Origin of the sequence: Brachybacterium kimchii (assembly GCF_023373525.1) — a bacterium.
Taxonomy (GTDB): Bacteria; Actinomycetota; Actinomycetes; order Actinomycetales; family Dermabacteraceae; genus Brachybacterium; species Brachybacterium kimchii.
The window spans coordinates 2,386,661-2,405,684 of the sequence record NZ_CP097218.1; the positions used below are offsets into that span (position 1 = coordinate 2,386,661).

General features: G+C 72.4%; 17 protein-coding genes. 6 read left to right on the plus strand and 11 right to left on the minus strand.

Going from position 1 to position 19,024, the window contains the following annotated elements; genetic code table 11:
• Nucleotides 1-213: 213 nt before the first annotated feature.
• Both M4486_RS11135 and M4486_RS11140 read left to right on the plus strand, forming a co-directional pair.
• Complete coding sequence (locus tag M4486_RS11135) at nt 214-1,476, plus strand: FAD-dependent oxidoreductase (RefSeq protein ID WP_249477233.1); 1,263 nt, start codon at nt 214-216, stop codon at nt 1,474-1,476.
• 77 nt (nt 1,477-1,553) lie between these two features.
• A complete protein-coding gene (locus M4486_RS11140) occupies nt 1,554-1,865 on the plus strand; it encodes a putative quinol monooxygenase (protein ID WP_249477234.1) in 312 nt (103 codons plus the stop codon).
• Between the two features lie 51 nt (nt 1,866-1,916).
• Here the strand turns inward: M4486_RS11140 and M4486_RS11145 are convergent, their stop codons facing one another.
• Nucleotides 1,917-3,068, minus strand: a complete 1,152-nt coding sequence (locus M4486_RS11145) for an FUSC family protein (RefSeq protein ID WP_249477235.1) — start codon at nt 3,066-3,068, stop codon at nt 1,917-1,919.
• 120 nt (nt 3,069-3,188) lie between these two features.
• Here M4486_RS11145 and M4486_RS11150 point away from each other — a divergent pair, with 120 nt between their 5' ends.
• The gene (locus M4486_RS11150; protein ID WP_249477236.1) at nt 3,189-3,740 is read left to right on the plus strand and encodes a DUF1697 domain-containing protein; all 552 of its coding nucleotides are present in this window, start codon (nt 3,189-3,191) and stop codon (nt 3,738-3,740) included.
• Between the two features lie 9 nt (nt 3,741-3,749).
• Complete coding sequence (locus M4486_RS11155) at nt 3,750-4,631, plus strand: phosphotransferase (protein WP_249477237.1); 882 nt, start codon at nt 3,750-3,752, stop codon at nt 4,629-4,631.
• 134 nt (nt 4,632-4,765) lie between these two features.
• On the opposite strand, the gene M4486_RS11160 is transcribed toward M4486_RS11155, so the two are convergent.
• Nucleotides 4,766-5,413, minus strand: coding sequence for a TetR/AcrR family transcriptional regulator (locus tag M4486_RS11160; RefSeq protein ID WP_249477238.1), 648 nt, complete (start codon nt 5,411-5,413; stop codon nt 4,766-4,768).
• 140 nt (nt 5,414-5,553) lie between these two features.
• On the opposite strand from M4486_RS11160, the gene M4486_RS11165 reads away from it, so the two are divergent.
• Together M4486_RS11165 and M4486_RS11170 are read left to right on the plus strand one after the other, a co-directional pair.
• Nucleotides 5,554-6,300, plus strand: coding sequence for an SRPBCC family protein (locus M4486_RS11165; protein ID WP_249477239.1), 747 nt, complete (start codon nt 5,554-5,556; stop codon nt 6,298-6,300).
• Nucleotides 6,297-6,692: a hypothetical protein gene (locus tag M4486_RS11170; RefSeq protein WP_249477240.1), complete on the plus strand. Its 396-nt coding sequence runs from the start codon at nt 6,297-6,299 to the stop codon at nt 6,690-6,692. Before M4486_RS11165 ends, M4486_RS11170 begins: the two co-directional genes overlap by 4 nt.
• Before the next feature lie 30 nt (nt 6,693-6,722).
• Here the strand turns inward: M4486_RS11170 and M4486_RS11175 are convergent, their stop codons facing one another.
• The 9 genes from M4486_RS11175 to M4486_RS11215 all read right to left on the minus strand — a co-directional run bounded on the left by M4486_RS11175 (nt 6,723) and on the right by M4486_RS11215 (nt 18,937).
• Nucleotides 6,723-9,416, minus strand: a complete 2,694-nt coding sequence (locus M4486_RS11175; protein ID WP_249477241.1) for a family 78 glycoside hydrolase catalytic domain — start codon at nt 9,414-9,416, stop codon at nt 6,723-6,725.
• Nucleotides 9,417-9,538: 122 nt separating this feature from the next.
• On the minus strand, nt 9,539-10,657 hold the full coding sequence (locus M4486_RS11180; RefSeq protein WP_249477242.1) for a glycine betaine ABC transporter substrate-binding protein: 1,119 nt from the start codon (nt 10,655-10,657) through the stop codon (nt 9,539-9,541).
• Between the two features lie 2 nt (nt 10,658-10,659).
• Nucleotides 10,660-11,493 (minus strand): ABC transporter permease, encoded by an 834-nt coding sequence (locus M4486_RS11185; protein ID WP_249477243.1) that lies wholly within the window; start codon nt 11,491-11,493, stop codon nt 10,660-10,662.
• Entirely contained in the window at nt 11,486-12,778 is a 1,293-nt protein-coding gene (locus M4486_RS11190) for an ABC transporter ATP-binding protein (RefSeq protein WP_249477244.1), read from the minus strand. The genes M4486_RS11185 and M4486_RS11190 overlap by 8 nt, the downstream gene beginning before the upstream one ends.
• Nucleotides 12,775-13,419, minus strand: a complete 645-nt coding sequence (locus tag M4486_RS11195) for an ABC transporter permease (RefSeq protein ID WP_249477245.1) — start codon at nt 13,417-13,419, stop codon at nt 12,775-12,777. Before M4486_RS11195 ends, M4486_RS11190 begins: the two co-directional genes overlap by 4 nt.
• A 370-nt stretch (nt 13,420-13,789) precedes the next feature.
• Nucleotides 13,790-15,448 carry a nickel ABC transporter ATP-binding protein NikE gene (gene nikE, locus M4486_RS11200; protein WP_249477246.1) on the minus strand — a complete coding sequence of 553 codons (1,659 nt, stop codon included), beginning with the start codon at nt 15,446-15,448 and terminating at the stop codon, nt 13,790-13,792.
• The gene (locus tag M4486_RS11205) at nt 15,445-16,332 is read right to left on the minus strand and encodes an ABC transporter permease (RefSeq protein WP_249477247.1); all 888 of its coding nucleotides are present in this window, start codon (nt 16,330-16,332) and stop codon (nt 15,445-15,447) included. Before M4486_RS11205 ends, nikE begins: the two co-directional genes overlap by 4 nt.
• Nucleotides 16,329-17,294: an ABC transporter permease gene (locus M4486_RS11210; RefSeq protein ID WP_249477248.1), complete on the minus strand. Its 966-nt coding sequence runs from the start codon at nt 17,292-17,294 to the stop codon at nt 16,329-16,331. The genes M4486_RS11205 and M4486_RS11210 overlap by 4 nt, the downstream gene beginning before the upstream one ends.
• 5 nt (nt 17,295-17,299) lie before the next feature.
• Nucleotides 17,300-18,937 (minus strand): ABC transporter substrate-binding protein, encoded by a 1,638-nt coding sequence (locus M4486_RS11215; RefSeq protein WP_249477249.1) that lies wholly within the window; start codon nt 18,935-18,937, stop codon nt 17,300-17,302.
• Nucleotides 18,938-19,024: the final 87 nt, after the last annotated feature.

Sequence of the window (19,024 nt, forward strand, 5' to 3'; positions counted from 1 at the left end):
TCGCCGGCCCTCGGTCGCCCCTCCCCCGCCGCACCGCGCGCATTGCGCTGAGCCACGTCGCGCCCGCACCCAGCGGACGGGGCGCGCCATGCCCTCACGCACCCCGCGAGCACTCTCCGTCATGTGCCGCACGTCTCCGTCGCCATATTCGATATAGCGCGCTATATTCATTGCGTAGCAGTCGTCCACACCTATGGATCCGGAGAAACACCCATGCGCGTCCTCATCATCGGAGCAGGCATCGGAGGCCTGGCCCTCGCCCAGGCACTGCACGCGGCAGGCATCGCGGTCGCCGTCCACGACCGCGATCCGCACGTCGCCGCGACGGGCGGCTACCAGCTGCACCTCGACGACGAAGCCTGCGCCGTGCTGCGCCGCCACCTTCCGCCCAGCGCCTACGAGGCGCTGCTGGCGAGCTCCGCGAACCGCTCCTCCCATCGACGCATCACCTTCACCGATCACCGGCTGCGCCCTCTCGCGCAGGCCCCGATCCCGCTCGACGAGGAGATGCTCTTCGTCGGCCGGGTGCCGCTGCGCACCGTGCTGACCTCGGGCATCGAGGACGCGATCACCTGGGGCAGCTCCTACGTCGGCCACGAGGTGCTGGAGAACGGCAGCGTGCGGGCGCACTTCTCGGACGGCTCCACCGACACGGCCGACGTGCTGGTGGGCGCCGACGGCGCGAACTCGAAGGTCGCCGAGGCACTCGCCGGCCGGCCCACCGCCTCCCCGGTGGGCATCGGAGGCATCGCCGGCCGCAGCCCTCTGACCCCGGCCCTGCGGAGCATGCTCCCCGCCTCCCTGTCCACGGGGTCGATCCTGGGGATCGGCCCCGGCGGCACGAGCATCTTCGTCACGCCGCAGGACACGACGCAGGGTCCTGCGGTGTCCGTCGGCGCCGGCGCCGACGGCGAGCGCTCCTACGCACGGGCCGACCAGCCGCCCTTCGTCTACTGGGGCGTGAACGCAACGCTCGACCGTCTCCCCCATGCCCGCAGGGACGGCACGGCCGCGGCCCTGAGCGCCACGGACGCTCTGCTGAAGGGCTGGTCGCCCCTGATCCGCCGTCTGGTGAAGGATGCGGAGCCGGGGAGCGTCGACACCTTCCGCTATCACGCGAGCGACCCCGACGCCCACCTCACCCCGTGGTCCTCGGGGCCCGTGACGGCGCTCGGCGACGCCGTGCACGCCATGCCCCCGACCGGCGGGCGTGCGGCGGCGACCGCCGTGCGCGATGCGGAGGCGCTGGCCAGCGCCCTGATCGACGCATCGCAGGGGACGACGACCATCCCGGTCGCCGTGCACGAGTACGAGCGCGCCCTCCACGCCTACGCGGGCGCGGCGATCCGCACCTCCATGACGCCGATCGTGTGGCAGCGCCGTCTCGCGAAGCCGCCGATGGCGCAGCTCGCGCGGGTGGGCACCGCGCTCGCGGCGCCGGTGCTCGGTCTGCGGCGGGCCGCGACGGCGCGGTGACGGAGGGCGTCGGGCGCGACCTCGGAGCTTTGGTCGCGCCCCGCGCGCATGCGGGGCTCGGCCCCTACTCTCATTCCATGACCTTCGTGAACGCAGGCACTCTCGGCACCGTCGCCGGAGCACGTGACGAGCTCGTCTCCCGACTGATCCAGCGCAACGACCGGCTCCGCGAGCTCGGCTGCCTCGCCTATGAGGTCGGCACGAACGACGAGGAGCCCGACACGGTCTTCGTCGTAGAGATCTGGGAGAGCGCGCAGGCCCATCGCGAGTCGCTCTCGGATCCGGACGTCTCGGCCGCGATCACCGCGGCGCGCCCGCTGCTCAGCGGCTCCTTCGGCGGGTTCCGCTTCGACGTTGCCGGTTCGCCGCTGCGCTCCGAGGACGTCTGAGAGGGAGCCTGAGAGGACGCCTGGGCGTCGACGCTGCCGGTTCTCCAGGGGTCACTCCTCCTGGGGTCGCTTCTCCGCGTCGGCCTGTGCGTGTCCCGGCTCCCGTGCCTCGCGCGCGGTCGCGACATCGTCGACGACCGCCACGATGTGGCGCAGGCTCGTCAGCAGCGACCCGTAGAGCGGCCAGCTGGTGCTGCGCAGGCCCTCCCTGCCCGTGAGCTCGTCGGCCAGGGCATCGATCCGGTCCAGGATCGGGGCGACGTCCGCGTCGGGGTCCGCGACGGATCTCCCGGTGTCGCCGACGAGGTCGGCCCAATCCTCCCGGAACTTCTGGTCCCACGGGCGTTCCGCGCTGCTGGCCTCGCGCAGAGTGCGGGCCATGTGCCGCAGATGGGAGATGCCCTCGTCGATCCGGGAGAGGATCTGCGTGTATCCGCTCTTCTCCTCGGGCGGTGATGACTCGCCTTCCCTCTGCGACCGGGTCGAGCGCAGGCGGTTGCGCGGGTTGGCACGCCTGCTCTCGTGCGCCGATCGCACCGTCGACCATGCCGACGCGAGGTCGCTGCTCATCGACTCGGTCTCCTCGAGCCATTCCTGGGCGCGATCGGTCTCCCACGACGTGCGGAACTCGTCGGACATGGAGAGGAGGACCTCGCCCATCCGGCGGTTCACGCTGTCCACGTAGCGCGCGGCCTGCCGATCCCGCAGCGGCGGGATCAGCAGCAGGTTCACCACGATCCCCACGAGCGCGCCCAGCGCGACCTCGAGGATGCGATCGGTCAGAAGGCTCACGTCGCCTGCCGATCCGGCTCCGAGCACGAAGATCACCGTGGTCGCGATCGCGATGCCCTCCTCCCGGATCCATCGGATCCTGGCCAGGGCGAGCGCCACCAGGAGTGCGACCGCGAGAGTCCACACCGACGTCCCGAGCGTCACGCCGATCACGAAGGAGAGCGCGACGCCCAGCCATGACGCCGCCGTGGACTGCGCGCCCCGCCGGAAGGACTCGAAGACCGTCGGATACACCGTGAGCAGCGCGACCCAGGGCGCGAGGAACGGCATCGTGGAATGCAGGACCGCCGAGGCCAGCCACCAGGCGAACGCGGCCGCGAGCACGGACTTCACGATCTGGAGGAGATCGGTGACGGTCTCGGGGCGCAGACCCCGGGGGCGGGTCTTCTCGCGCGGTCGGAACGGGCGCATCCCCGACACGCTACGCACCCGGACCCGCACACGCGAGGACTCCTGCTCACGCACGCCGCCCGCGCGAGCTGAAGCCGTGGGAAGCTTGCGTGCACCGGGCGACGCGCGAGGAGGTCGACGATGACCAGCTATGCCGTGCTGCTGCGCGCCGTCAACGTGGGCGGGACCGGGAAGCTGCCGATGGCGGAGCTGCGGGAGATGTGCACCGCGCTCGGCTTCGCCGACGTGCGCACCTACATCGCCAGCGGCAACGTCGTGCTGCGCTCGGAGGATGCGGCCGACGCGGTGCGCGGCGCGCTCGAGGCCCGGCTCGAGCAGCACGCGGGACGCCCCGTGGGGGCGATCGTGCGCACCGCCGACCAGATGCGCGCGGTCCTCGCCGCGAACCCGTTCCCCCACGTCCCCGGGAACCGCGCGATGGTGATCTTCCTGGACGCTCCTCCCCCGGCCGACGCCCTCGAGCGCGTGCGCGGCGCGGCCGACGAGCAGATGGTGCTCGGCGCGCAGGAGATCTATGTGCACTACCCCTCCGGCATGGGCACCTCCCGCCTGCGGATCCCTGCCGCCGAGAACGGCACCGCGCGGAACATGAACACGGTCGCGAAGCTCGTGGCGATGCTCGACGAGTTCGACGAGCACGACGAGCACGACGGCCTCGACGAGCACGCCTAGGCCCGCACCATGGATCCCTCCCGACTCTCCCGCGCAATCACCGCCGCTCTCGAGGTCGCCCGCGCCCAGGGGCTCGATGCCCACGAGGCGCGAGTCCTCAGCAACTCCAACAAGGCGGTGCTCCTCCTGCTGCCGAGCGCGGTCGTGGCGCGCGTGGGCCCGGCGGACCAGCCGATCGCAGCATTCGAGCTGGATCTCGCCGTCCGTCTCGCAGACGCGGGCGCTCCCGTGGTCGCCCCGGATCCGCGCGTGGCGCCGGCCGCCCGCCTGCGCGACGGCTTCGAGGTCTCCCTGTGGAGCTGGGTGGATCCTTCCGGCAGTCCCGATCGGGCGCCGACGGCTCCCGCCGCCCTCGCCGAGGCCCTCGCGCACCTGCACGCGGCGATGCGCAGCGTCGACGTCCCGGCGCCGCGCTTCACCGATCGCGTCCGCAGCGCGCTCGAACTTCTCGACGACCGCGAGCGCTCCCCACGGCTCCGCACTCAGGATCGGGATCTGCTGCGCGGGACGCTCGTGGAGCTGCGCGACGCCGTGGGGTCCACGGGTCGCGAGCAGCTGCTGCACGGCGAGCCGCATCCGGGCAACATCCTCGACTCGCCACGCGGCCCCGTGTTCATCGATCTCGAGACATGCTGCCGAGGACCGGTCGAGTTCGACCTCGCGCATCTTCGGCCCGAGGGCGCTGAGCACTACCGGTCCGCGGCGAGCACCGATCACGGCGGCCCCGCGCACCCCGACGCGACCCTGCTCGCCCAGTGCCGACGGCTCACGCTGGCCCTCGCCACGACCTGGCGGTTCGACGTCGAGGACGCGTTCCCCGACGGCGCACGCGTGGGCGAGGAATGGCTCGCCGAGCTGCGGAGGACGGACGGATTCGCCCACAGCGGGTGACAGTCCGAGCATCGACCGGACGCGCAGCGCGTCTACGAAGCGCTCGGCTCCTCACGCACCGCGGCGACCCGTCCGTACCGCCGAGGCGGCGCGGCTGATCGGTCCGCGACCGCTCCCGCCGGCGGCGAAGCTGGTCAGATGTAGGCCATCCTCGCGACGAGGCGGGAGTCGATGTCGGGCGGCCAGGTGAAGGCGGTCGAGACGATCCTCTGGTGTGCGAGCCCGTGCATCGCGACCCACAGCGCGATCGCATCGGCGTCCGGATCCGTGCTCTGCGAGCTGCCGTCGGCGACGCACGCCGCCAGGAGCTCCTGGAGCAGTTCGAGCGTCGCGATGCCCAGGGCGGCCACCTCATGGCGTGGGACGGCGTCATCGGCCATGTCCTGCGCCGCGTTCCAGACCCCGCCGTACATGACGAGGTACCGGTGGGGGCGGGCGCGGGCGAAATCGAGGTAGCCCTCGCAGAGCGCAAGGAGCCGGTCACGGCTGTCCGGCCCCGCCGCCTCGACGACCCGGCGCAGCTCGGCGTCGATCTCGGCGAAGGCGCGGGTGAGTGCGGCGAGCAGGATCTGCTGGCGGTTCTCGAAGTGCCCGTAGATCGACGGGGCGGAGATGCCCACCCGGCGGGCGACGGCCCGCAGCGTCACCGCGCCGGCGTCCCCCGTCTCGTCCAGGAGCGCGAGTGCCGCATCGCTGATCTCGCCCTTGAGGCGCTCCCCCTCGCCGCGCGGATTGCGCCTGCGTGCGGGCGGCGCACCCCCATCAGTCGTCGACGTGCTCATGCCCTGACCTTACATGCGTTCACCGAAGATGTCGGAGGGTCTTGCGCAACTTGAGTAAACGGCCGTAAGGTTACGATCGTTCGGCCACATTCACCTCGCCGGCTCCCTTCGAGCCGGCCACCGTGGACAGAGGAACCGCCATGACCATCACTCGACGCCCCCTACGCCTCAGCCTCGTCGCTGCTGCCGCCACGACCCTGTTCGCCGTCGCCACCGCGTGCGGCTCCCCCTCACCCGACGCTCGCTCGGCCGCCGACGACGCCGAACCATCCGCCATCGAGGCCCCGGACGGCTCGGACGGCTCCGATGCCTCCGATGCCGGCGGGTCGGCGGCAGCCCCCGCCGACGTCACCACGAGCACCGCCGGCAAGGCCACGTGCGGGGGCGAGGGCATCGACACCTCCGCCTCGGTGACGAGCGCGCACGACCTCCTCGTCGACGCCCCCGCCGACACGGTCTGGAAGACCCTCACCGACGTCGAGACCTGGGCCGACTGGCAGAGCGCCGTGACGAGCATCGAGCGCCTGGACTCCGGGCCGCTCGCGAAGGGCTCCCAGTTCCGCTGGACGACGCCGGTGCCGGAATCCGACATCTCCGCCGCGGACACCCTGCACATCACCTCCACCGTGCGGCAGATCGACCCCGGTCACTGCGTGCTCTGGGAGGGCCCGGCCGTCGGCGACACGCTGACGATCGACAAGGGAACCCACCTCTGGACGGTCACGGAGACCGAGGACGGGACGCTCGTGCACACCGAGGAGTCCTGGGACGCCGAGGTGCTGGAATCCCTCGAGGGAGACGATGCCGAGGCCGCCGCGCAGATGCTCGGCGGAGGGCTCGTCAGCTGGCTCGACGACCTGCGCACCACGGCGGAGGCGGCACGATGAACCGCACAGGCCGCGCCCTCCCCCGCACCGCCCTCATCTCCGCCGCCGCCAGCGCGGTGCTCGTCGCCGGAGGGTTCGCGATGATCGCGGTGCTCCCCGTCATCCTCACCGCGCTGAGCGTCCTGCTCGATGTCCGGCTGCGTCCGCTGCGTCCCTGGACCGCCCTGCTCGTCATCGCCTACGGCTCCGGTCTGGCACTGCACCTGGCCGGGCCGGATCCGGCCCCGAGCCTCACCAAGGACCTGCATCCGCTGCACGCCGTCGTGATCGTCCTCGCGGCCCTCGCCGTGGTGGTCCGCGCGCTCCTGATGCGCCGAGCGGCGCGACGCACGGCTCCGGCCGATGCGCCCGCGGACACGGACGCGGGCAGGGACACGGGCACGGACGCGTGAGATCGAGGGCCCGCGCCCCTCAGGCGCTGCTCACTCGTGCCAGCGCACCTGCACGTGCCCCGCGGTGACGCCGTCGAGGACGATCTCGTCCTCGCTCGCACCGAGCGCCCACTCCCCCGGCGCCTCGATGCGCGGGTGGCCGTGGATCCCGAGCTCCGCACGGTCCAGGACGAGCTCGGCGCGGGTGTTCGGCGGCACGTGCACCCGGAGCCGACCGGCGTCACGATCCAGGTCGACGTCGACGGGCCCGCGGATGGTGGGCACGACCCCGCGGATCCGTGCCAGTGGGCCGGGATGCGGGGCGATGCGCACCCGCGCGGCTCCCGGCTCGATCACCTGGACGCCGAGGACCCAGCGTGCGATGACGTTCACCGGCGTGGTCCCCCAGGCGTGCGAGTAGGACATGTTGGGCTTCTGCGCGGAGTCCCAGGCCTCGGGCACGATGCTCGCGCCCAGGTCGTCGATCTGGTGCAGCCAGCTCTCGGTGGTCCGTGCCGTCATCTGCGCGATCGCCTCGCGGGAGCGTCCGGCGGTGAACAGGGCGTCCAGCAGGAACTGCGCCCCGTAGACGCTCATGCGCATGCCGCCGGAGGCGAGGAACCCACCGAGGGCGGGCAGTCGCGCGGCCGGTGCGAGGCCGAGGGCGACGGGGATCGCGGTCGCGTGCTGGGAGCGGTGCTCGCTGCCCTCCCCGTCGACGTAGGAGGGGCCGTCTCCGAGCATCCGGTCGTTCAGCGCGGAGGTCGCCGCTGCGGCCGATTCCGCATAGCTCTGCGCGACGCGCTCGTCCCCGATCGCCTCGCCGATCCTGGCGAGGGCGCGGAACGCCGCGGCCTGGAAGGCGTTGACGACCGTGTTGACCTCGGTGAACTCGAAGCCGTCGCGTGAGCTCTGCGGCCAGTCGACGAGGTCGGCGTCCCACTCGCTCGCGCTGCCCGGGTCCTTGCGGACCAGGCCGCCGTCGAGGAGATGCTGGTAGCCGCCCTGCTCGAGGAAGTGGAGGTCCTCGCGCAGGCGCCGGTCATCGCCCGTGGCGAGATAGTCCTCCCAGGCCATGAGCGGCGGCATCAGGTGGTACTCGGCCGGCCAGGTGGGGCGGCGGACGAGGAAGGCCAGCGAGCTGCGGGCGAGCGCGAACGACGGCTCCACGGCGTACTGGGAGCGCTGGTTGACCAGGGCGTCCCCCTCGTAGGGGAGGCGCTCGCGGGACTGGGTGTCCACGTAGAGGTCCTGGCTGGTCGCCTCGATCGAGTACCGGCACATCTCCCACACCCGGTCCAGGTCGGGGTCGGAGGAGGTGAAGGAGCCGCCGCCCATGGCCGGCGATCGCAGCACCACGGGTCGCAGGGCGCGGGAGAGGTCGAGGCCGGAGCCGGCGTCGGCCTCGAGCTCGACGTGGCGGAAGGCGCGCAGCCCCCAGTGCTCGATGGTCTGCGGGCCGTCGCGCAGGGTCCACGTCTCCTCGTAGAAGTTGCTCGTGCGCAAGCGGGAGCGCACCGTGCCGTCGGCCTCGAGCTCCTCGCCGAGCCGCACCCGGATCCGCACGCCCGCGCGACCGACCACCTCGAGGCGGATCCCGCCGACGATCTCCCGGCCGAGGTCAGCTCGCCAGATCTCACCGCCGCCCACCCGTGCCGACGAGCCGGTCGGGGAACCGGCGGCCGGGGGCCCGGCCGGCGCGGCCCCGGCGAGAGCGGAGCCGGCGGGCGCGGACCCGCTCACCCGGTGGGCGCGCACGGTCTCGCCCAGGTGGTGGCGGATGCTGACGGTCGCGGGCATCGGCGGCGGCAGCTCGGCCTCGCTGGGCCGGGCGCGGTCCCACCCGGAGTCGTCGAAGCCGGGGCTCTGCCAGCCGCGGGGCTCGTGCCGCATGTCCCAGTCCTCGCGCGGGGCCCGGAACCAGCCGCCGCCGATGTCCCCGAGGCCCGGCAGCATCATCGCCCCGCTGAACGCCCGCCAGCGGGTGGAGGTCGGCACCTCGAGGCGGGTGCCGTCGGCCAGGACCACCACCAGGCGGGCGCTGAACGCCCGCCCCTGCTCCGCCCAGCACAGGGCGGCGAGGGCGTTGCGGCCGGGCCGCAGCACGCCGGTGAGGTCATGCGTGTGGTACATCGCCTCCTCGAAGCCCGAGCGTACGCTGCCGTAGCCCACGACCTGCGCATTCGCCCACAGCTTGTACACGTGCTGTCGGCCGCCGCGGGGGCCCTGGGGCGTCGGCCCGCCCTCCGGGGACAGGCCCGCGGCCTCGACGAAGGCGGCGCGGATGGGCTGTGCGGGCAGATCGAACTCGGTGCGCAGCAGCACCCACGGGATGTCCTCCGCGGTCCACTCGTCCATCGCGACCGGGCCCCAGATGGCCTCGCCGCCCCAGGCGTCCGCCGCGGTGACGAAGCACTGGGCGCTCGACCAGTCGCCGGGGGCGTCGGTGTCCACGGCGACCCGCCACCAGTACGGGGTGGAGGCATCGAGGTCCGGTCCCTCGTAGGGCACGGCCACCGAGCGCTCCGAGGTCACCCAGCCGGTGTCCCAGAGGGGGCTGCCGAAGCCGCGCGGCGAGCGAGCGACCTGTATGCGGTGCAGCCTCTGCATGGAGTCGCCCAGCTGCGGGACCACCCAGGAGAAGCGCGCACCGCGCACGGGGATGCCGACGGGCAGGTGCTGGAGGTCGACCCGCAGCTCCTCCGGGCGCGGTCTGGCGCGGGAGGACAGGTGACGAGGTGACATGCCGGGAGGACCTCCGCGCGTGGAGTCGGACGCGACCGTTCGATCCTACCGAGCCGAGGCGCCCGTCGGCGGGCCGACGGGCCGGCGGGCCGACGGACAGACGGGTCCGCGGCGGGAGCGGCCTACGGCCGGGACACCAGCCCCTGCTCGACCATGAAGTCGAAGGCGACGTCCGCCGGCAGCTCGCCGCCCTCGTCGACCCGCAGGTTGAGCGAGCGCAGGGCGTCGTCGGTGAGCTCGGGCGTCACCGCCTCGTAGACGTCCTCCAGCTGGGGGTGCTTCTTCAGCGTCTCGGTGCGCAGCACCGGGGCCACGTTGTACGCGGGGAAGTAGTGGCGGTCGTCCTCGAGGATCTTCAGGTCCAGGCTCTGGATGCGCCCGTCGGTCGTGAAGACCTCGCCGAAGTTGCAGCTGCCCCGATCGGTCGCGGTGTACACGGCGCCGGTGTCGTAGAGGCTGATGTTGCCGGCGGGGACGCCGTCGTCCTTCCCGCGCGGGATGTCGTAGGCCTTCAGAAGCGGCACGAGACCGTCGGCCCGGGAGTTGAACTCCGACTCCACGCAGATGGTCCGGTCCTTCACGGGGAGGTCCTCGAGCTGACTGAGCTTCGTGATGCCGCCCAGCTCCTCGACGGCCTCGCTGCGCACCGCGAGGGCGTAGGTGTTGTTCAGCGGCGCGGGCGGCAGCCAGGTGAGGCCGTTGTCCAGGTCCGCGTCGTGCACGGCCTGCCACTGCTTCTTCTTGTCGGGGATGCCCTTGGTCTCGCCCAGATAGGTGAGCCACGCGGTGCCCGTGTACTCCCAGGTCATGTCGGCCCCGCCGTTGGTCATGAGCTCGCGCACGGGGACGCTGCCGGGGACGTTGGTGAGGTCGTCGACCTCGAAGCCGGCGGCACGGGCGGCGATCACGCCGATCTTGCCGAGGATCAGCTGCTCGGTGAAGTTCTTGCCGGTGACGGTGATGCGCGCGCCCTGGGGCAGGTCGTCGATGCGCTTGATCTTCCCGGGGGCGACGTCCGGCGTGTAGGCGGTCGCGGGGCGCAGCCCGCAGCCGGCGAGCGGCAGCAGGCCGAGCGCCGCGAGGACCCCGAGCCGTCGGCGGCTGAGGCGACGACTGCCGAGGGAGCCGCCGCCGCTGGCAGAACCGGCGAGGGAGGAGCCGCCGGGAAGGTCCGCGGATATGGGGTCCGGTCGGTCGGCGGGCCGGCGGCCGGGCCGGCCGGTGGGCGTGGTCTCGTGCATGCTCACAGTCCCTTCGGTCGGGCGACGTGCTCGACGACGCGGCCGGCCCAGTCCACGATCAGGGCGAGCACCGCGACCAGCAGCGCGCCGGAGATCAGGACCTTGAACAGGTACAGGTTGATGCCGGTGGTGATCAGCAGGCCCAGTCCGCCGCCGTTGACGAAGGCGGCGAGCGAGGCAGTGCCCACGAGCAGGACGAGCGCCGTGCGCACGCCCGAGAGCATGACCGGCACCGCGAGCGGCAGCTCGACGCGCAGCAGCACGGAGAAGGCGGTCATGCCCATCCCCCGCCCCGCCTCGACCAGGCGCTGGTCCACGCCGCGCACGCCGATCATGGTGTTCCGCAGCACCGGCAGGATCGCGTAGAGCACCAGGGCGATGATCGAGGCCTGGAACCCGTTGGGCACGAAGGCGGCGAGCAGGACGATGAGGCCGACGGCCGGCGCGGCCTGCCCGAAGTTCGCCACGGCCAGCACGGGCTCGGCGATCTTCCGGAAGGGTCCGCGGGTCAGCAGGATCCCCAGCGGCACGCCGATCACGAGCACGATCACGGTCGCCACCAGGGTGAGGGCGAGGTGCTGGCCGGTGAGCTCGAGGATCGTCGAGGGGTTCAGGGTGTTGCGCTCGGTCGCCGTGAGCGGCGCGAGCAGCAGCCACGCGCCGTAGACCACGAGGATCGCGAGCAGCACCAGGATCTGCACGATGAGCGGGCGCCACGGGCGCGGCGCGGGGACGCGGCGCGCGTCTGCCCCATCGGTCGTCGCCTCGGTCGCGGCGCCGGTCGCGGCATCGTCCGCTGCCTGGTCGGCGGTGTCGGTCGCTGTGCGCTCAGTCATCGCGGGCCGATCCCTGCGGGGCGGTGACGGCCGTGCCCTCGTCGTCGATGACGACGTCGACGGCGCCCGTGTTGGTGCCCACCGGCGCCTCGCTCGAGCGCTCGGCGGCGCTCTGACGGGCCATGGTGATCGCGTCCATGATCGTCTCCACGTCCACGACCCCCTCGAAGACACCGCCGCGGCCCGTGACCAGGGTGGCGCCGGCGCTCGAGACGAGCATCGTGTCCAGGGCGTCGTTGAGGGTCGCGCCCGAGCCGACGACGGGCAGCGCCGGGTCGAGCTCGGTGGGCAGGCGCGTCATGCGGGAGAGCGCACGGCGGGAGGGCCAGGAGATGGGTCGTCCGCGCTCGTCGACCACGACCGCGTGGTTGTGGCCCGCCTGCTCGGCGCGGCGCAGGGCCTCGGCGGCGTTGCCGCCGGCGTGCGCGACGACCGCGTCGGCCGCCTCGACCTCGCGCACGCGGCGCAGGCCCAGCTGCTTGAGGGCGGCGCCCGAGCCGATGAAGTTCTCGACGAACTCGTCGGCCGGCTCGGCGAGGATCCGCTCGGGGGTGTCGTACTGGACGATCTGCGCGCCCTCGCGGAAGACCACGATCCAGTCGCCGAGCTTCACCGCCTCGTCGAAGTCGTGGGTGACGATGACCATCGTCTTGCGCACTTCCTGCTGGATGCGGATCAGCTCGTCCTGCAGGCGCTGGCGGGTGATCGGGTCGACGGCCCCGAAGGGCTCGTCCATGAGCAGCACGGGCGGGTCGGCGGCGAGCGCCCGGGCGACGCCCACGCGCTGCTGCTGTCCGCCCGAGAGCTCCTTGGGGAAGCGCGAGCGGTAGACGTCGGGGTCGAGGCCGACGAGCTCGAGCAGCTCCTCGACGCGCTCGGCGATGCGGGCCTTGTCGCAGCCCAGCATCTTGGGCACGAGCGCGATGTTCTGGGCGACCGTCATGTGCGGGAACAGGCCGCCGGCCTGGATGACGTAGCCGATGCGGCGGCGCAGCTCGTCGCCGTTGATCGTGGTGACGTCCTCGCCGCCCAGCACGATCCGCCCCTCGGTGGGCTCGATGAGGCGGTTGATCATCTTCAGCGTGGTCGTCTTGCCGCAGCCTGAGGGGCCGACGAGCATGACGACCTGGCCCTCGGGGATCTCGAGGGTGACGCCGTCGACGGCCGGGCGCTCCTGCCCGGGGTACCGCTTGGTGACGGCGTCCAGGAAGATCGAGCGGCCCGTGGCCTCGCCGGAGGCGGAGTCCGCGGCGGTGGTCTGGGTGCGGGGGTCTGAGTCGGTCACCGGATGCCCTTCGAGGTCGTGAGCCTGCCGAGGCCCAGCAGCAGGAGGTCGAGGATGAGGGCCAGGAGGATGACGCCGACGGTGCCGGTCACCACCGATTCGATCGCCCCGGCGCCGCCGAGGCGCGAGAGGCCCTGGAAGATGAAGCCGCCGAGCCCGGGACCGAGCACGTAGGCGGCGACCGCCGCGACGCCCATGACCATCTGGGCGGAGACGCGCACTCCGCTGAGGATCACGGGCCAGGCGAGCGGCAGCTCGATGCGGAAGAAGATGCCCAGGCGGCTCATGCCCAGGCCGCGCGCCGATTCGACGAGCGCCGGATCCACCCCGGCGAGTCCCACGATGGCGTTGCGCAGGATGGGCAGGGCCGCGAAGAAGACGACAACGATGACGGCGGGCTTCACGCCGAAGCCGAAGGGCGCGACCATCAGGCCGATGAGGGCGAAGGACGGGATGGTGAGCCCCACGGCGCTCACCGAGTTCGCGACGGCGCGGCCGAGGCTCGAGCGGTGCACGAGCGCGGCGATCGCGACGGCGAGGACCGTCGCCAGGACGACGGACTGGGCGACGAGGCTGAAGTGCTGGGCGGCGGCGAACAGGATCTCGCTCGAGCGGGAGCTGAGGAATTCGCCGAAGTCCACGGAATCGCCTGCGCTCTCGTCGGGGGTCGGGGTCTGCTCGGAGGTCGGAGCCGCAGCGCCACGGCGGGCGGAGCCGCACCGACACGCCGCTGGGCGCCTCGTCGACCGTAGGGTGCCGCGCACCACAACTCAACTCCGCACTGCCCGCGCACCCGCCGGGCGGCGCGTGGCACCCCGTCCGCGACCCTTCGACCTTCGGGTGCATTCGCGCCGGTCACGGGTCCTTTTCCCGCGAGGTCGGGCGTGCCTTGGTCACAATCGCGTCACAGTGTCGCCACGACGCGGGCGCACCGCCGTCCCGGGGCCCACGGGAGCGGGCGCGGCTTCCCCCGAGGGCTGGTGCGGTGCCTCCGGGGCGGGCGCGGTCCTCTCAGACGAGGGGAGCCTCCTCGGCGGCGCCGGGGATCGCGGCGATCAGCTCACGGGTGTAGTCCGTCTGCGGGTCGGTGAGGACGTCCGCGGTGGCCCCGCGCTCGACCACCTCTCCGCGGCGCATCACCAGCACGTCCCGGCAGACCTGGCGGAGCACGCCGAGATCGTGGGTGATGAACACGAGCGCCAGCCGGTGCTCGTGCTGCAGGCGCGCGAGCAGCGCCAGGATCTGCGCCTGCACGGTGACGTCCAGGGCGGAGACCGCCTCGTCGCACACGAGCACCTGGGGCTCGACGCTGAGCGCGCGGGCGATCGCCACCCGCTGCAGCTGCCCGCCGGACAGCTCGTCCGGGCGACGGCCCGCGAGCACGGGGTCGAGCCCCACGTCCCGGAAGAGGCGCTCGAGCAGCTGCCGTCGAGCGGCGCGGGGCCGCGGCGCCAGCGCCCGCACCGGTTCCAGCGCCGACCAGCCTACGGTGCGCGCGGGGTCGAAGGAGGAGTGGGGGTTCTGGAAGACGGGCTGGACGACGCGGCGGATCGCCCGGTCGCCGCGGGTGACGGCGCGACCTGCGACGTGCACGTCCCCCTCGTCCGGGCGGGTGAGCCCCAGCAGGATCCGCGCGAGCGTGGTCTTGCCCGAGCCGGACTCCCCGACGATCCCGATGCTGTCCCCCGGCCGCACCTCGAGATCGGTGGGCAGGAGCGCGGTGACGGGCTCGCGCCTCGACCCGAAGGTCCGGGCGATGCCGCGAGCCCGCACGAGCGGTTCGTCCTCCGGCGAGGGCCGCGGCGGCTCGATCTCCTCGAGAGTGCGGGAGCGGCCCGGGATCGCGTCGACGAGTGCGCGGGTGTACGGGTGCTGCGGAGCGACCAGGAGGCTGCGACTGGGGCCCTCGTCGACGACCTTCCCGGTGCGCAGCGCCAGGGTGCGGTCGGTGCGGTCCGCCGCGATCGCGAGGTCGTGGGTGATGAGCAGCAGCGAGGTGCCGTGCGAGCTCGTCAGCTCCCCGATCCGATCGAGGATCCGGCGCTGCACGGTGACGTCGAGTGCGCTGGTCGGCTCGTCGGCGACGATCAGCGCGGGCTCGATGACCATCGCGGCGGCGATCAGCACCCGTTGGCGCTGCCCGCCGGAGAGCTCGTGCGGCCAGCGACCGGCGAGGGCCCTCGGATCGTCGAGCCCCGCGTCCCGCAGGGCCTGCAGCGCCCGGCCCCGATGCTGCCGTGGATCGCCGATGCGATGGATGCGCAGCGGTTCGACGACCTGGTCGAGGACCCTCTTCAACGGATCCAGCGAACCGCCGGGGTCCTGCGGGACGTAACCGATGTCGCGACCCCGCAGACGGCGCGCGCCGCGCGCCCCGAGCTCGAGCAGGTCCCGCCCCGCGACCTCCACCGACCCGTGCACGCGGGCGCGCTCGTCGAGCAGCCCCAGCACGGACCGCGCGATCGTGGTCTTGCCCGAACCGGACTCCCCCACCAGCGCGACGGACTCGCCCGGCGCGATCTGCAGGGAGACCTCGTCGACCGCCGTGGTCGAGCGCCCGCGGCGGACGTACTGCACGGCCAGGTCCTGGATCCGTAGGACAGGGGACGCGGCGCCGTGCAGCGTCTGCGGGACGTCGCGTCCCGAGGATGTCCTCGTGCTCTCGTTCATCGGTTCTCCCTCGTGCCGATGCCGCGGCTGACCCGGTTGACGCTCAGCACGGTCAGCGCCGCCACCAGAGACGGGAACAGGGTCCACCACCAGGCGCTCGCGATGTACGTGCGCCCCTCGTTGATCTGCGATCCCCACTCGGGCTGCGGCGGGACGGCGCCGAAGCCCAGGAAGCTCAGGGACGCGACCGCGAGGATCGCGCCGCCCAGGTCGATCCCGGCGACCACGGCGATCGCGCCCGAGGCGTTCGGGACGACGTGCGTGAGGATCGCGATCACCCGCCGGGTGCCGCTGGTGACCGCCGCATCCATGAAGGGCAGCCCGATGATCCGCAGGGTCTCGGCGCGCGCGATCCGCACCATGCCGGGGATGCCGGAGATGCCCACCGCGATGGCGACCTTGTCCACGCCGAAGCCGAGCGCCGAGATGATCGCGAGCGAGAGCAGCAGGCCCGGGATCGAGACCAGCACCTCGACGGCGCGCGAGATCACCGCGTCCAGGATCCCGCCGGCGTAGCCGGCGACCATGCCCAGCAGCCCGCCGCACACGAGCGAGATCGCGATCGCGACGAGGCCCGCGAGCAGCGAGGAGCGCGCTCCGTGGACCACGCGGCTGTAGACGTCGCGCCCGTTGAGGTCCGTGCCGAACCAATAGTGCGAGCTCGGCGGGGCTAGCGACGGTCCGACGGCCTCGATCGGGTCCGTGGGCGCGAACAGGTTCGGCACCACGATCCATCCCACGAGCAGCAGCAGGAACAGGCTCGCGAGCGCGACGCCCGGCCGCGCCCCGAGGACGCGCAGCGCATGCCGGGCCCGCTGGGGGTGCTGGGGGCGCTGCGTCTGCTGCGGGTGCGGGGCCTGCTCGGCCCGCTGGTCGCTCGTCATCGTCGGCCACCTCGATGGGCCGGGGAGACCACGCGCGGATCGATGAACGGGTAGCTCAGATCGACCACCAGCGTGACCAGCACGTACAGCCCGCCCGTGAGGACGATCAGCGCCTGGATCAGCGGGAAGTCGCGCGCGGTGACCGCCTCGACGTAGAGGTTGCCGATCCCCGGACGACCGAAGATCGTCTCGATGATGGCCGCGCCGGAGACCACGCCGCCCACGAGCATCCCGATGATCGTGTACACCGGAAGGCTCGCATTGCGCAGCACGTGGCCGAGGACGACGCGGACGGGGCCGAGCCCGCGAGCGCGGGCGACCTCCACGTACCCCTCCGCGGAGACCTCGCGGATGCTCCGCGAGAACACCTGGCTCAGTGTCCCCGCGCCGAGCAGCGCGATGGTCAGCGCAGGCAGCAGCACGGCGCGCGGTCCGTCGGCCCCGAAGGCGGGGAACCATCCCAGGCGGAAGGAGAAGATCTGCAGCAGCAGGATCGCCATCACGAACGAGGGCACTGCGATCCCGATGACGGTCACGGCCTGGAAGGCGGAGCGCAGGGCGGCCGTGGGCAGCAGGACGCCGCCCAGTGCGAAGGCGATGCCGAGAATCACCAGGAACAGCAGACTCACCAGCCCCAGCTCGAGGGTGGATCCCAGGCTGTCGCCGATCACGGCCGAGACCGCCTGGCGCTGCCGCGAGTAGGCCGTGCCCCAGTCGAGGGTGAGCACACGGTGCAGATAGCTCAGGTACTGCATGAGCAGCGGCCGGTCCAGCCCCATCTCGTCGCGGATCCGGCCCAGCTGGGCCTCGTCGGCCGCGCCGGCATCCCCCTGCCCGCTGCCCATGACGATGAGCCGGGCCGGGTCCCCCGGGGTCAGCTGGACGATGATGAAGGACAGGCTGATGGCGCCCCAGAGGACGACCACCGCTTGCCCGAGGCGTCGCAGGACGTAGCGGAGCACGGCGGTCAGTCCGCGGGCGCGAGATCGGCGAACGCGGGCTTGTTCTCGGCGTCCAGGGCGATCTTCCGGATCTTCTTCGAGGCCGCGCTCACCGAGATCGCGTCGACGAGCGGGACGGAGTACCCGCCCTCGAGCAGGAGGCGCTGGGCCTTCTCCGATGCCGCCGCGCGCTCGTCGGGATCCGTCGTGCTCTGCAGGGCCAGCAGGGCGTCGTCGATCTCGTCGACCGGGTGGCCGTAGAAGAACGACTGGTTCTCGTAGAAGGAGCTGTAGACCACGCGCAGCACGTCGGGATCCGCGCGGCCCTGCGTCCAGGTCGAGAGGTCGTACTTCGCGTCGTAGAGGCCGGTCTCGCTGGCCTGCGCCTCGGTGACGGGCTTGAGCTCGAACTCGATGCCGACCTTCTTCCACTGCGCCTGCAGCAGCTGGAAGAGCTGTTCGTAGACCGTGTTCCCACTGGTGTACTGGATGGAGACGCTCAGCCGATCGCCGTCGTCGTTGGTGCGGATGCCGTCCTTGCCGACGGTCCTCCAGCCGGCGTCCTCGAGCAGCTTCTTCGCCACCTCGGGATCGTGCTCGAGGAACTCCGAGAGGTCGGCCGCACCGGGGGTGGAGGCCGTGAGCAGCCCGGTCGCGGGCTTCACCTGGCCCTGGTAGATGCGCTCGGCGATCTCCGCGCGGTCCGTCGCGGGGTTGAGCGCCCGCCGCACGCCGTCGTCCTCGAAGATCTCCCGGTAGATGAAGGGGATCAGCGGGAAGGTGATGCCGCGCGTCGGATTCTTCGAGACCTGCAGCTGACCGCCCTCGACGGCGGGGAGGGTCGATGTGTCCAGCAGGAACGCGAAATCGACCTGGCCGGAGGAGACCGCGCCCGCTAGCGTCGTGGGATCGGGGATGAACGAGATCCTGATGCTCTCGTAGGCGGCGGCCTTCTGGTTGCTGTAGACCGACGACCCCCAGGCGTAGTCGTCGCGGCGGGCGAGGGTGATGGACTCGCCGGGCGTGTAGTCCTCGAGGGTGAAGGCGCCGCTGCCGATGACCTTCCCGGCCGCGACCTCCTTCGGATCGAGCTCGAGGGTCGCGTCGGCGAGCATACTCAGGGTCTGGGTGCTCGCGGCCTGCAGGAACTGGGCGTTCGGGCCGTCGAAGGAGACCTTCGCCGTGCGCTCATCGACCACCTCCGTCTTCTGGTAGCCGCGCAGGTGGCTCGCGCCGATGTAGGCGAGCGCCCCGAGGTCGACCACCCGGTCGAAGTTCTTCTTCACCGACTCGGCGGTGAACGCCGTGCCGTCGGAGAAGGTGACGCCGTCTCGCAGGTGGAAGGTGAACTGCGAGCTGTCCTTGTTCACGTCCCAGGACTCGGCGAGCCAGGGCACGATCTCCCCGGACTCCGGGTCCTGGTCGACGAGGGTGTCGGCGATCTGCCGGGCGACCGCGCGCGAGACCGTATACGGCGGCTGGTGTGGGTCGTAGTTCTCGCTGTCCTCGGGGAAGCCGACCTTCAGCACGGAGGTGTCCGCGGAGCCACCGGATCCGGAGGAGCCGCCGCAGGCGGCCAGCAGGGGCGAGGCGACGGCCGCGAGCGCGGCGGCGCCGGCGAACGAGCGACGGGAGATGCGGGAGGGGGAGGGCGAGGGGGACACGGGACCACCTGGGGGTGTGAACGGGGCGTGGATGCGGCGGTCGGCGAGTGCTCGTCGGCACACCACACACTATTAGTGATTATGGGC

Excerpts from the sequence above, each read along its gene's own strand:
- M4486_RS11135 (WP_249477233.1), top strand. The coding sequence starts at position 214 with ATGCGCGTCCTCATCATCGGAGCAGGCATCGGAGGCCTGGCCCTCGCC.
- M4486_RS11140 (WP_249477234.1), top strand. The coding sequence starts at position 1,554 with ATGACCTTCGTGAACGCAGGCACTCTCGGCACCGTCGCCGGAGCACGT.
- M4486_RS11145 (WP_249477235.1), bottom strand. The coding sequence starts at position 3,068 with ATGCGCCCGTTCCGACCGCGCGAGAAGACCCGCCCCCGGGGTCTGCGC.
- M4486_RS11150 (WP_249477236.1), top strand. The coding sequence starts at position 3,189 with ATGACCAGCTATGCCGTGCTGCTGCGCGCCGTCAACGTGGGCGGGACC.
- M4486_RS11155 (WP_249477237.1), top strand. The coding sequence starts at position 3,750 with ATGGATCCCTCCCGACTCTCCCGCGCAATCACCGCCGCTCTCGAGGTC.
- M4486_RS11160 (WP_249477238.1), bottom strand. The coding sequence starts at position 5,413 with ATGAGCACGTCGACGACTGATGGGGGTGCGCCGCCCGCACGCAGGCGC.
- M4486_RS11165 (WP_249477239.1), top strand. The coding sequence starts at position 5,554 with ATGACCATCACTCGACGCCCCCTACGCCTCAGCCTCGTCGCTGCTGCC.
- M4486_RS11170 (WP_249477240.1), top strand. The coding sequence starts at position 6,297 with ATGAACCGCACAGGCCGCGCCCTCCCCCGCACCGCCCTCATCTCCGCC.
- M4486_RS11175 (WP_249477241.1), bottom strand. The coding sequence starts at position 9,416 with ATGTCACCTCGTCACCTGTCCTCCCGCGCCAGACCGCGCCCGGAGGAG.
- M4486_RS11180 (WP_249477242.1), bottom strand. The coding sequence starts at position 10,657 with ATGCACGAGACCACGCCCACCGGCCGGCCCGGCCGCCGGCCCGCCGAC.
- M4486_RS11185 (WP_249477243.1), bottom strand. The coding sequence starts at position 11,493 with ATGACTGAGCGCACAGCGACCGACACCGCCGACCAGGCAGCGGACGAT.
- nikE (WP_249477246.1), bottom strand. The coding sequence starts at position 15,448 with ATGAACGAGAGCACGAGGACATCCTCGGGACGCGACGTCCCGCAGACG.
- M4486_RS11205 (WP_249477247.1), bottom strand. The coding sequence starts at position 16,332 with ATGACGAGCGACCAGCGGGCCGAGCAGGCCCCGCACCCGCAGCAGACG.